Genomic DNA, 11,774 nt, shown 5'->3' on the forward strand with positions numbered 1-11,774 from the left:
GAGAGCTGAGCCGTAAGAACTGAGTCGTACGAACGGGGCCGTCAGATCTTGGAGACGACTTCCTCGTTCCACCGCGCGGTCCAGGCGGCCATGTTCTTGCCGACGGTGTCCCAGTCGACGTCCACGAACTTCTGGTCGGCGCCGGCGGCGATGGCCGGGATGGCCTGGAGCTTCGGGGTCAGCTTGGAGGTGCTGGAGGCGGGGATCTCGACCGAGGTGTCCACCCAGCGCTGGTTCCACTTGGGCTGGAGCATCTCGTTGACGATGTCGTAGCAGACCTCGAGCTGGTCGTCGGAGGAACCGGAGTTGATGTTGACGCCGACCGGGTCGAAGAAGGCGCCCTCGGTGGGGCGGCTGAAGCCCAGCGGCGCGCCCTGGGCGTGCCAGGCCGTCGAGGTGCCCAGGTAGTGCGAGGTCAGCGGGGCCTCGCTGGTGGAGAGCACGTTGAGGAACTGGGGGTTGGCCGTCACGATCGTGCGGATGTTCTTGGCGTGCTCGATCCACAGCTTGAAGCCGGGGTCCATGTTGTCCCAGCCGCCGCCGTTGAGCTTGGCGGCCATGCCGATGGCCCACCAGGGGATGGTGAAGAAACAGAGCTTTCCGCGCTGGTCGGGCGACCACAGGTCGGTCCAGGACGCGAAGCCCTTGGGGTAGGTCTTGGTGTTGTAGACCAGCCCCATCTGGTCGGCGCCGAACACCACACCGCAGTGGTCGCGCTCGACGAACTGGGCGTGCAGTTGCGAGGTGTTGGGGATCTTGCTGTAGTCCAGCTTGAGGTACATACCGGTGGCCTTGCCGGTGGCCGTCGCGCCGCCGTTGGAGAAGACCAGGTTGTTCAGCGGCTTGTGCGGGTTCGCCTGGTAGGCGGCGGTCTGCTTGGCGAGGTTGAGCGTGTCGTCGATCTTGATCTGCACGTTGGGGTGCTTGTCCTGGTACTCCTTGGCGAACTCCCTGGGCATGAGGCCGAGATCGGCGCCCGCGAAGGGGGTCATGGTGATGGTGAGCTTCTTGCCCGCTCCCTTGCCCGCGCCCGAACTCGCCGACGTGCCGGGCTGCTTGTTCGAGGCGCAGGCGGCCAGGAACAGTCCGGCCGCCACCGCGCCGCCGCCGGTCAGCAGCGAGCGCCGCGACACCGGGGTACGGCCGGTGCCTTCCCCTGCGGGCGACGCGGCTCCGGCCGCCGCCGCCTTGTCCCCGTTCGATCTGCCCGTGTTGCTGTGCATGGTCTCTCCCTGGGTGGTCACAGCACTTCTGGTGGTGGGCCCGCGCTCGGCCGGGACTGTCGCGCGGACAGGCCCGGTGGCCCGTCGCGCGGACGAGTCCTACGAGTCGGCGCCGAGCATGACGGCGGCGTCGGACGGCCAGCCGATCTCGACCTCGTCCCCCGTGGCGATCCCCCGTGCGTCCTTGGCGGGGAGTTGTACGACCAGTTCCTGCCTGGAGTCGGCGACGGCCACCTGGAAGCGGATGCTGGCTCCCTGGAAGGTCAGGTCCGTGACGCGGGCGGTGAAGCGGTTGTCGAAGGCGCTGGTCAGCCGGGGCCGCATGGCGATGGCCTCGGGCCGGACCGACAGCGCCGTGCCGGGCCCCGGCGTGCGGCAGGTGAAGCCGTCCGCGCGCAGCACCCGGTCGGCGACGGCGCCGCGGATGATGTTGGTGTCGCCGAGGAACGTGGCGACGAATTCGGTGGCGGGGCGGTCGTAGAGCTCGTCGGGCCGCCCGACCTGCTCGACACGGCCCTGGTTCATCAGGGCGATCCGGTCGGAGATGGTGAACGCCTCGGTCTGGTCGTGGGTGACGAAGACGAAGGTGGTCCCTGACTCCTGCTGGATCTGCTTCAGGGCGCGCTGCATCTGCACCCGCAGCCGCAGGTCCAGCGCGCCCAGGGGTTCGTCGAGCAGCAGTACGGCGGGCTTGTTGGCCAGGGCGCGGGCGATCGCCACCCGCTGCTGCTGGCCGCCGGACAACTGGGCGGGCTTGCGGTTGGCGTAACCCGCGAGGTCGACCAGGTCCAGCATGTCGGTGACGGTCGACCGGATCTCCGCCCGTGACTGGCGGCGTATCTTCGGACCGAAAGCGATGTTTTCGGCCACGGTGAGGTGCGGGAAGAGCGCCAGTCTCTGGAAGATCAGGTTGGTCGGCCGCTTGTTGGGCGGCACTCCGGTCATGTCCTTGCCCGCGATGGCGACGGTGCCTTCCGTGGGCTGTTCGAGACCGGCGAGTATCCGCAGTGTGGTGGACTTGCCGCATCCCGACGGTCCCAGGAGCGAGAAGAACTCGCCTCGCCTGACACCGAGGTTCATGCTGGTCACCGCGGTCTCGCCGCCGGGGTAGGTCTTGCTGACATTGGTCAATCGGGCGTCGAGGGCCGACGGATCGTCCGGGTTCACAGCGTTCACCTGAACTTCCATTCATTGGAACTTGGCTTCCACTGGGGTGAGCAGGACGCTAAGTGAGCGACAAGGGTGCGGTCAACGGTCGATCACGAAGTTCTTGAATCGGCGACGACGCACAGGGCACCGTTCAAGCCATCCGACCGGGCTCGCGAGCGGGTCGGGAAATCGTCGTCCGGGCGCTCAACGCCCGCCCGCCACCTGCGAGTTGACTCCCCCGGGCCGCACGGGGCCGAGCCCGCGCGGAGCGCCGCCGGGCGGGGAGAAAATTTCGTCCGATCCGCCCGGTAAAACCTGTGTTACGCGGACGGAAGGGACGTCAGCGCGCCGCCCAGAGCCCCCGGACATGCCCGATGTGCCGGTGCATCATCAGCTCGGCGCCCACCGCGTCGCCGTACTCCACGAAGTCCGTGAGCTGGTGGTGCTCCATCGCCGACTCGACGAGGCTGCCGTCGGCGAGCAGCGGCGCGAGGCCCAGCAGCCGGGTCCGCGCGCGCAGACCCGCGACGACGTTCACCAGGTGCCGGTTGCCGGTGTAGCCCAGCAGCGTGAGGTGGAAGATCCGGTCGGCCTCGACGTATCCGACCAGGTCACCGGCGCGCGCGGCGACGACGATGTGCTCGGCGAGCGTGCGCAGCAGGGGCAGGTCGGCGGCGGGGACCAGCGGGACGACGGCGCGTACGGCGGGCGGTTCGATCAGCAGGCGGACGGCGGTGATCTGGTCCAGGTCCTGGTCGGAGACCTCGGTGATCCGGAAGCCCTTGTTGGGCTGGGCCACCGCGAGCCCTTCCTTGACCAGGTCGAGCATGGCCTCCCGCACCGGGGTGGAGGACACGCCGAAGCGCGCCGCCAGGCTGGGAGCGGAGTAGACCGCGCCCGGGATCAGGTCCCCGGAGACCACGGCGGCGCGCAGTTCGTTGCGCACCCGGTCCCGCTGGGTCTCCCGGCCGTCGACGCTCTGCCCACCGCTCACGTGCCCCGCCCTTCGGCTCTCCCGCGCCCCGCCGCTCGGCCGGCGCATCGCCTGTCCGAGGTCAGGATGACAGCCGGGCGGGGTACGGCGGCGACAGGGCGGAGGGTCAATGAGGTTTCATTGTGCGGCGCAATGATATCCACGGACGCGCGAGCCGGGAACGAAAGGGGCAAAGGCGCACGTCCTCGCGCTGTTCGCTCGAAGATCCGTCGGGGTCTGGCGTCAGTGCCATTGCACAGCTACTGTGACAGCGCAGCGCCCACGGTCCCGGCGGCCGGTCCGTAGCCCGTTGCGCACCACCGATCCGGGCTCCCGTCGCGGCGCCCCCGTCAGCGTCCAGGCGCCCAACGCGCGGCCCGCGAGCGCTCGTTCGCCCGCCCGGCCCCCGTCGTCCTCGCACCGCCGAGGCGGCGCGTCCGCCCTTCCCGTGAGGAGAACCGCATGCCCGACACCCAGGCGCAGCCCTGGCACGGGGTCTACGTCGCCACCGCGCTCCCGTTCCGCCACGACGGTTCGGTCGACCTCGACGCGTACGGCGAGCACGTCCGGTTCCTGGCCGACGGCGGCTGCCACGGCGTGTGCCCCAACGGTTCGCTCGGCGAGTACCAGACCCTCAGTATCGACGAGCGGACCCGCGTGATGCGGACCGCGATCGAGGCGGCCCCCGAGGGGTTCGGGGTGATGCCCGGCGTGGCCGCGTACGGGTCGCGGGAGGTCTGCGGGTGGATCGAGCGGGCGGCGGAGGCCGACGCCGCCTCCGTCCTGCTGCTGCCGCCCAACTCCTACCGGGCCTCGCGCTCCGACGTCGTCGCCCACTACCGCGAGGCCGCGCGGGTCGGGCTGCCCGTGGTCGCGTACAACAACCCCATCGACACCAAGGTCGACCTCACCCCCGACCTGCTCGCCGAACTGCACGCCGAGAATCTGATCGTGGCGGTCAAGGAGTTCAGTGGCGATCCGCGCCGCGCCTATCTGCTGGCCGAGTCGGCGCCGGGCCTGGACCTGATCGTCGGCGCCGACGACATGGTACTGGAGCTGGGGCTCGCGGGCGCGGTCGGCTGGATCGCGGGCTACACCAACGCCTTCCCGGCCACCACCGTCGAGATGTTCCGCCTGATCACGTCGGACGACCCCGCCGACGTACCGGCCGGAATCGCCCTCTACCGCTCGCTGCACGCGCTGCTGCGCTGGGACTCCAAGACGGAATTCGTCCAGGCCATCAAGCTGTCCATGGATATGGCCGGACGGTACGGCGGCCCCTGCCGTCCGCCGCGCGGCCCGCTGCCCGACGACGTCGCCGCGCGGATCACCGAGCTGACGAAGGCCGCGGTCGCGGAGGGCTGCCGATGAGGGCGCGGCGCGTCTTCCACGCCGTCGACTCCCACACCGAGGGCATGCCGACCCGTGTGATCACCGGCGGCGTGGGCGTCCTGCCGGGCGGCACCATGGCCGAGCGACGTACGTGGTTCATGGCCAACAAGGACGATCTGCGCACCCTGCTGATGTACGAGCCGCGCGGGCACGCCGCGATGAGCGGTGCGATCCTCCAGCCCCCGACCCGGCCCGACGCCGACTGGGGCGTGCTGTTCATCGAGGTGTCCGGGGTGCTGCCCATGTGCGGCCACGGCACCATCGGGGTGGCGACCGTGCTGGTCGAGACCGGCATGGTGGAGGTCCGCGAGCCGGTCACCGTGATCCGGCTGGACACCCCGGCGGGGCTGGTCACCGTGGAGGTGGCGGTCGAGGACGGCGCCGCCCGGTCGGTGACGCTGCGCAATGTCGCCTCCTACGCGCACGCGCTGGACCGGACCGTCACCGTGCCCGGCCTCGGCGAGGTGGGCTACGACCTCGCCTTCGGCGGCAACTTCTACGCCGTCGTCGACCTGGAGCGGATCGGCCTGCCCTTCGACCGGCGGGAGGGCGGACGGCTGCTGGAGGCGGGCCTGGCCGTCATGGCGGCGATCAACGAGGCCGACGAACCGGTCCATCCGGAGCGCCCTGACATCCGCGGCTGCCACCACGTCTATCTCACCGCGCCCGGCTCCACCGCCCGCCACTCCCGGCACGCCATGGCCATCCACCCCGGCTGGTTCGACCGCTCCCCGTGCGGTACGGGGACCAGCGCGCGGATGGCGCAGTTGCACGCCCGCGGGGAGCTCGCGCTGGACACCGACTTCGTGAACGAGTCGTTCATCGGCACCCGCTTCGTCGGCCGTCTGGTGGAGGAGACCGAGGTCGGCGGCGTCCCCGCGGTGGTACCGACCGTCACCGGGCGGGCATGGATCACCGGTACCGCCCAGTACATGCTCGACCCCGACGACCCCTTTCCCGCGGGATTCCTCCTGTAGTGCCCTGCCGGTGGACCCCCGCCCGCACCCGCCGGTGGACCCCGCGTCCGCACCCGCCCGTGAACCCCACGCCCCGCCCCTGACCTGCGACCGGGAAGGCCGCCATGCGCACACCGCACCCGCCCGCGTCGCGAACGGCGCCGCGCCCGGCCACGGCGTCCGACACCGCGGACCTCGTCGTCATCGGCGCGGGCGTGATCGGGGCCGCCGCCGCGTACTTCGCGGCGCGCGCCGGTCTCGACGTCACGGTCCTGGACCGCGGTCCGCTGGCGGGCGGCACTTCCAGCGCGGGCGAGGGCAATCTGCTGGTCTCCGACAAGGAGCCGGGCCCCGAACTCGATCTGGCCCTGCTCTCGCTGCGCGTGTGGCGTGACGACCTCGCGGAACACGCCGGCCTGTGGGAGTACGAGCCCAAGGGCGGTCTCGTCGTGGCCGCCACCGCGCAGGGTTCGGGGACGCTGGCCACGCTCGTACGGCATCAGCGCACCCTCGGCGTCGAGGCGGTCGAGGTGTCCGGCGACGAACTGCCCGGCTACGAACCGCTGCTGTCGCGGGAGCTGGTCTCCGGCGCGTTCTACCCGCAGGACGCCCAGGTGCAGCCCGTGCTCGTCGTCGCGCACCTGCTGCGCCTGGCCCGTGAGGCGGGCGCGCGGGTCAGGACCGGCACGGAGGTGACCGGTTTCCGCACGTCCGGGGGACGGATCACCGGCGTCGACACCCACCGCGGTCCGGTGCACGCCCCGGCCGTGCTCAACGCGGCGGGCCCGTGGGCGGGCGACGTGGCGGCGCTGGCCGGAGTACGGGTGCCGGTGCTCCCCCGGCGCGGCGCCGTCCTGGTCACCCGGCCGCTCCCCCTGGTCATCCGGCACAAGGTCTACGCCGCAGAGTACGTCGCCGATGTGGCCAGCGGTGACGCCGCACTCCAGACGTCGCCCGTGGTGGAGGGCACCCGCGCGGGCACCGTCCTGATCGGCTCCTCGCGCGAACGCGTCGGCTTCGACCGGCGGCTGTCCCCCGCCGTCCCCGCGGCGCTGGCCCGCAAGGCCATCGCGCTCTTCCCGTTCCTGGCCTCGGTCCCGGCGCTGCGCTCCTACGTCGGCTTCCGCCCCTACTGCCCCGACCACCTGCCGGTGATCGGCCCCGACCCGCGGGCGCCGGGGCTGTGGCACGCCTGCGGGCACGAGGGCGCCGGGATCGGTCTGTCGGCGGGCACGGCCAGCCTGCTCGTCGGTGCGCTGACCGGCCAGGCCGTACCGCTGGACCTCGCGCCCTTCGCCCCCGAGCGCTTCGACACCAGCCCGCCCACCGAGGAACCGCAGGAGGAACCCCGTGCCCCCTCACGCTGACGACCTCGCGGCGCCCTGCACCGTGTTCCTCGACGGCCGGCCCGTCCCTGCCCGCGAGGGCCAAAGCGTCGGCTCCGCCCTGATGGCGGCGGGCATCGTCGCCTGGCGGTCGACCCGCGTCGAGGGCCGACCGCGCGGCCTGTTCTGCGGGATCGGCGTCTGCTTCGACTGCTTGATCACCGTGGACGGCCACCGCGACCAGCGCGCCTGCCAGGTGCCGGCGGCCGACGGCATGCGGCTGGAGACGGCGCCCGCCACGTACGAAGGCGCCGACCGATGACGGGCGCCGCCACGACGGCGGAAGCCGAGGTCGCACGGGCCGAGGTCGCGGTGATCGGCGCGGGTCCCGCGGGGCTGGCCGCGGCGATGACCGCCGCCGAGGCGGGGCTGAGCGTCGTCCTGGTCGACGCGGCGGCGCGCCCCGGCGGCCAGTTCTGGCGGCACGGACCGGGGGGACCGCGCGCCGACGAGGGACACCACCACCTGGGCACGTACGCGGACTTGACGGATCGCCTGCCCCGAGCCGGGGTACGGACGCTGTACGGCCGGCAGGTCTGGCGGGCCGAGCGCGGGGCCGACGGCTTCATTCTCAGGACCCGGCCCGCGCACGACACGGCCCGCGCACCGGCCGTGACGGTGGCCGCGCGCGCCCTGGTGCTCTGTCCGGGCGGATACGACCGCCAACTGCCCATTCCCGGCTGGGACTTGCCCGGTGTCATGGCGGCGGGCGGCGTGCAGGCGCTGCTCAAGGCGGACGGCACCCTGGCCGGGCGGCGGGCCGTGGTGGCCGGGACCGGCCCCTTCCTGCTCCCGGTGGCGACGGGCCTCGCCGCGGCCGGGGCGGACGTACCCCTGATCTGCGAGGCGAACGCGCTGCGCGGCTGGCTGCGCGAGGCCGGCGGCGCGGCGCGGGAACCGGCCAAGGCGGTGGAGGCGGCGCGGTACGCGGCGCTGCTGGCGCGCCACCGTATCCCGTACCGGACGAGGACCGTCGTCACCCACATCCTCGGCGGGACGCGCGTCCGCGCGGTCCGGGTGGCGCCGCTGGGCCGCGACGGCCGCCCCGTCACCGCGCGCGCCACCGAGGTCGCGGCGGATCTGGTGGCGCTCGGCTGGGGTTTCACCCCCGCTCTCGAACTGCCGCTGGCGCTGGGCGCGCGGACGCGGGTGGACGTGGACGGCTCACTGGTCGCGGTGGTGGACGCGTGGCAGCGCGCGAGCGTGCCCGGCGTCTACCTCGCCGGGGAGTGCACCGGGGTCGGGGGCGCCGCGCTCGCCCTGCGCGAGGGCCGGTTGAGCGGGATCGCCGTGGCCGCCGATCTAGGCAGGTCCTACGACCGCGGCGCCGTACGCCGTCTGCGGTCGGGCATTCGGCGGGGTCGCCGCTTCGCCGCGGCGATGCACACCGCCCATCCGGTCCCGGCGCACTGGACGGCGTGGCTCACGCCCGACACGGTCGTCTGCCGCTGCGAGGAGGTCACCTTCGCGGCGCTCGACGAGGCCCACCGCACGCTGGGCGCGGACGACCCGCGCACCCTCAAGCAGCTCGCCCGCCCCGGTATGGGCATATGCCAGGGCCGTGTGTGCGGCTTCGCGACCACCGCGATCAGCGCCGCCCTCACCGGCCGCCCCGCCACCGCCGCCGACCACCGCGGCCTGGCCACCCGCCCGCTGGCCTTCCCCGTGCCGCTGGGCGAGATCGCCGCGGCGGACGGGGACGGCGACGGGGGCGGTCCTGACGCGTAGGAGGCGCGCTCAGCCACGGCGTCCTCAGGCATGGCGACCTCAGGCATGGCGTCCTCAGGCATGCGGCACGACATGGTGCCGCTGAGCCCAGCCGTTTACGGTTCGCTGCTCCCCGTCGCGTGGCGGTAGTCGCGGGGCGAGAGGTGGTAGGCGGTGCGGAAGGAACGGGTGAAGGTGGAGTGGTCCTTGAATCCCCAGCGGGCGGCTATGCGGTGAATGGGGAGATCCCGGAGGGCGGGGTCGCGCAGGTCGCGGCGGGCGCGCTCCAGGCGGAGGCGGCGGATCCAGGCGGCGAGGGTGGTCTCGCGCGTGGTGAAGAGCCGGTGGAGGTAGCCGACGGAGACGTGCAGGGCGTCGGCGATGTGGGTCGGCGAGAGGTCGGGGTCGTGCAGATGCTGCTGGACGAAGGCTTCGACGCTCAGCAGGAGTGTGCGTCCGCGTGAGTCCTCGCGGAGGGCGGCTTCCGCGTCGAGGTGGTGGGCGACGACGGCGGTGAGCAGGTCCTCGGAGATACGGGCCAGCCGCCCGAGGTCGTCGGGGCGGTAGGCCGCCTGCGTGGTCAGGCCGGTGAGGAAGTGCACGAGCATGCCCGCGAACCCGGCCTGTCCCGGCAGGGGCCGGGCCAGCAGGCGTTCGATCCGGTCGGCGGGCTGTCCGAGCTGTGCGCGCGGGATGTGGACGCGTACGAGTGTGGTGGGCTCGCCGCCCGCGCCGAGTTGGAGTCCGAAGGGGCGCGAGCTGTCGTAGAGGGCGATGTCCGTCGACTCCAGGACCGCCTCGCGGCCGAGCTGGCTCATGACGAGCTTGCCCGAGGGCGCCATGGCCAGGCAGAGGAGTTCCGGATCCGCCTGGCGGACCATCTTCGGCGTGCGGACGACCTGCGAGGGCGAGACCCTCAGCTCGACCACGTTCACCGCCGCGAGGTCGACGGTCCTGGCCGACGCCCTGAAGTCCTCCGCCTCCCGGCTGGACAGGCTCATCGGGTGCTCGCTGGTGACGAACAGCTCGTTGAGGGCCGCCAGCCGGTCCGGCGGCGACAGATCGTCACGATCGAACATCGTCCGCATCATGGCTCCCCCTCGGACCGCGGTGGCCGCGTCCCGGAGTCTCCGGCCGCGGACCGCCTCGGGCCAAGTATCCCCCGGTGGTCGTCGGACCCGCCCAAGGCGCGGACCCCGCCGGGGCCCGGCCCGACTACCGCACGCCCACCAGGACTTCCGCCGCGGCGACACCGGAGGCGGCCGTCGCGCCATGCGTGAAGATCTGCGCGGCGCCCTGGACGGAGTCGCCCGGCAGGCCCATTTCGACGACGATCGCGTCGGGACGTGCCCCGGCGAGTTCGGCGAGCGCGCGGCCCATCCACTTGTTGCGGGAGGCGTCCCTGACGACGACGACCAGCGGGCGCCCGGCGGCGGGCGCGAGCGCGTACGACTCCAGGAGGGCGGCGTCGGCGGCGAGTTCCTGGTGGTGGACGCGGACGAAGGTGGTGCCGGGCAGCCGCTCGCGCAGCGGGGCCGCGACGCCCCAGGGGGTCTCCTTGCCGATGGCCAGGTTGGTGGACGGCACCAGTTCGACCACGTGCGGGGGCGCGGTCAGGGGGAGGACGTCGCCCGCGGAGCCGCCGAGGCGTATGGCGCGGCGGGCGGCGACGTAACCGATGTCGCCGCTGACCGGATTGACCGGAACCGCCCGCGCCAGGCCGGTCGACCACTCGGCGAAGGCGCGGACCCGCTCGGACGCCTCCTCCAGCCGCGCCTGCGTGAGGTCGCCCGACCGTACGGCGTCGGCGAGCGCGTCGGTGAGCAGGTCGACGGTGTCGGCCCCGGAGTTCTCGCCGCCGACACAGACCGCGTCGCAGCCCGCGACGACGGCCTTCACCGTGGCGCCGTCGATGCCGTAGCGGTCGGTGACGGCGCCCATCTCGATGGCGTCGGTGACGATCAGGCCGTCGAAGCCGAGTTCCTTGCGGAGCAGCCCGTCGAGGATGCGGCTGCTGAGGGTGGCCGGAACGTGCGGGTCGTAGGCGGGCACGAGGAGGTGACCGCTCATCACGGCGCGCACGCCGGCGCGGACGGCGGCCTCGAAGGGCGGCAGGGCCTGGGCGGCGATGGTCGCGAGGTCGGCGTCGTAGCTGGGCAGGCCGTGGTGGGAGTCGACGGCGACGTCCCCGTGGCCGGGGAAGTGCTTGGCGCAGGCGGCGACTCCGGCCGACTGGAGGCCCTGGATCCAGGCGCCCGCGTGCCGGGCGACCAGACCGGCGTCGACGCCGAAGGAGCGCACCCCGATGATCGGGTTGTCCGGGTTGGAGTTGACGTCGACGCTGGGCGCGTAGTTGAGGCTGACGCCGGCGGCGTGCAGTTGGCGGCCGAGGTCGCGGGCGACGGACTCGGTGAGGTCGGGGTCGTCCACGGCGCCGAGCGCGAAGTTGCCGGGCCGGGTGGAGCCGGTCGAGGACTCGATACGGGTGACGTCCCCGGCTTCCTCGTCGATCGCGATGATCAACGCGGGGTTCTCGGCGCGCAGTTGCGCGGTCAGCCGGGCCACCTGCTGGGGCGAGGCGATGTTGCGCGAGAAGAGGACGACGGAGGCCAGGCCGTCACCGATGGCCCGCAGCACCCACTCCGGCGCCTCCGTCCCCACGAAGCCGGGCTGGAGAACGGAGAGCGCGAGTCGTCGCAGCTCCTTGTCGGGCGTGCTGGAGGACATCAACTGGGCCTTCCACGTAGAGCCAACGCATTTGTGACACGGCGGACATTGGTACAGACCATCCGGATACTCGCCCAGCGTGATCTGGGGTGTCAAGTGCCTGACGCACGTACACCGGCCACATCGGCCGGGGCGTCCGGGAGACCGCGCCTGACCTGGTCCGTCGCCGCCGGGGAAGCCGCGTCACCCGTGGTAGGGCCCGGATCGCGCACGGCGACGAGGTGGCCGAATCGCCGCCTTCGGGCGGCGCGGCACGTCAACT

The 11,774-nt window shown here is 72.7% G+C and carries 10 protein-coding genes; 5 read left to right on the forward strand and 5 right to left on the reverse strand.

What is annotated here, in order from left to right; translation table 11 throughout:
• Positions 1 to 41: 41 nt before the first annotated feature.
• The 3 genes from ACFY9V_RS17365 to ACFY9V_RS17375 form a co-directional block, all read right to left on the reverse strand.
• Positions 42 to 1,223, reverse strand: a complete 1,182-nt coding sequence (locus ACFY9V_RS17365) for a substrate-binding domain-containing protein (RefSeq protein ID WP_355348418.1) — start codon at positions 1,221 to 1,223, stop codon at positions 42 to 44.
• Positions 1,224 to 1,322: 99 nt separating this feature from the next.
• Positions 1,323 to 2,399 carry an ATP-binding cassette domain-containing protein gene (locus tag ACFY9V_RS17370; RefSeq protein WP_391161792.1) on the reverse strand — a complete coding sequence of 359 codons (1,077 nt, stop codon included), beginning with the start codon at positions 2,397 to 2,399 and terminating at the stop codon, positions 1,323 to 1,325.
• A gap of 313 nt (positions 2,400 to 2,712) precedes the next feature.
• Positions 2,713 to 3,366: an FCD domain-containing protein gene (locus ACFY9V_RS17375; RefSeq protein WP_391161793.1), complete on the reverse strand. Its 654-nt coding sequence runs from the start codon at positions 3,364 to 3,366 to the stop codon at positions 2,713 to 2,715.
• Positions 3,367 to 3,807: 441 nt separating this feature from the next.
• Here ACFY9V_RS17375 and ACFY9V_RS17380 point away from each other — a divergent pair, with 441 nt between their 5' ends.
• The 5 genes from ACFY9V_RS17380 (at position 3,808) to ACFY9V_RS17400 (ending at position 8,806) form a co-directional block, all read left to right on the forward strand.
• Positions 3,808 to 4,716 carry a dihydrodipicolinate synthase family protein gene (locus ACFY9V_RS17380; protein ID WP_391161794.1) on the forward strand — a complete coding sequence of 303 codons (909 nt, stop codon included), beginning with the start codon at positions 3,808 to 3,810 and terminating at the stop codon, positions 4,714 to 4,716.
• Positions 4,713 to 5,714, forward strand: coding sequence for a proline racemase family protein (locus tag ACFY9V_RS17385; protein WP_391049962.1), 1,002 nt, complete (start codon positions 4,713 to 4,715; stop codon positions 5,712 to 5,714). Before ACFY9V_RS17380 ends, ACFY9V_RS17385 begins: the two co-directional genes overlap by 4 nt.
• Before the next feature lie 104 nt (positions 5,715 to 5,818).
• Positions 5,819 to 7,060, forward strand: a complete 1,242-nt coding sequence (locus ACFY9V_RS17390) for an FAD-dependent oxidoreductase (RefSeq protein ID WP_391161795.1) — start codon at positions 5,819 to 5,821, stop codon at positions 7,058 to 7,060.
• Positions 7,044 to 7,340: a 2Fe-2S iron-sulfur cluster-binding protein gene (locus ACFY9V_RS17395; protein ID WP_391049958.1), complete on the forward strand. Its 297-nt coding sequence runs from the start codon at positions 7,044 to 7,046 to the stop codon at positions 7,338 to 7,340. The genes ACFY9V_RS17390 and ACFY9V_RS17395 overlap by 17 nt, the downstream gene beginning before the upstream one ends.
• The gene (locus tag ACFY9V_RS17400; protein WP_391161796.1) at positions 7,337 to 8,806 is read left to right on the forward strand and encodes an FAD-dependent oxidoreductase; all 1,470 of its coding nucleotides are present in this window, start codon (positions 7,337 to 7,339) and stop codon (positions 8,804 to 8,806) included. Before ACFY9V_RS17395 ends, ACFY9V_RS17400 begins: the two co-directional genes overlap by 4 nt.
• 95 nt (positions 8,807 to 8,901) lie before the next feature.
• On the opposite strand, the gene ACFY9V_RS17405 is transcribed toward ACFY9V_RS17400, so the two are convergent.
• Together ACFY9V_RS17405 and ACFY9V_RS17410 are read right to left on the reverse strand one after the other, a co-directional pair.
• Entirely contained in the window at positions 8,902 to 9,864 is a 963-nt protein-coding gene (locus ACFY9V_RS17405) for a helix-turn-helix domain-containing protein (protein ID WP_391161798.1), read from the reverse strand.
• A gap of 136 nt (positions 9,865 to 10,000) precedes the next feature.
• On the reverse strand, positions 10,001 to 11,512 hold the full coding sequence (locus ACFY9V_RS17410; RefSeq protein ID WP_391161800.1) for a glycoside hydrolase family 3 N-terminal domain-containing protein: 1,512 nt from the start codon (positions 11,510 to 11,512) through the stop codon (positions 10,001 to 10,003).
• Positions 11,513 to 11,774: the final 262 nt, after the last annotated feature.

Origin of the sequence: Streptomyces sp. NPDC008317 (assembly GCF_042955955.1) — a bacterium.
Classification (GTDB): Bacteria; Actinomycetota; Actinomycetes; order Streptomycetales; family Streptomycetaceae; genus Actinacidiphila.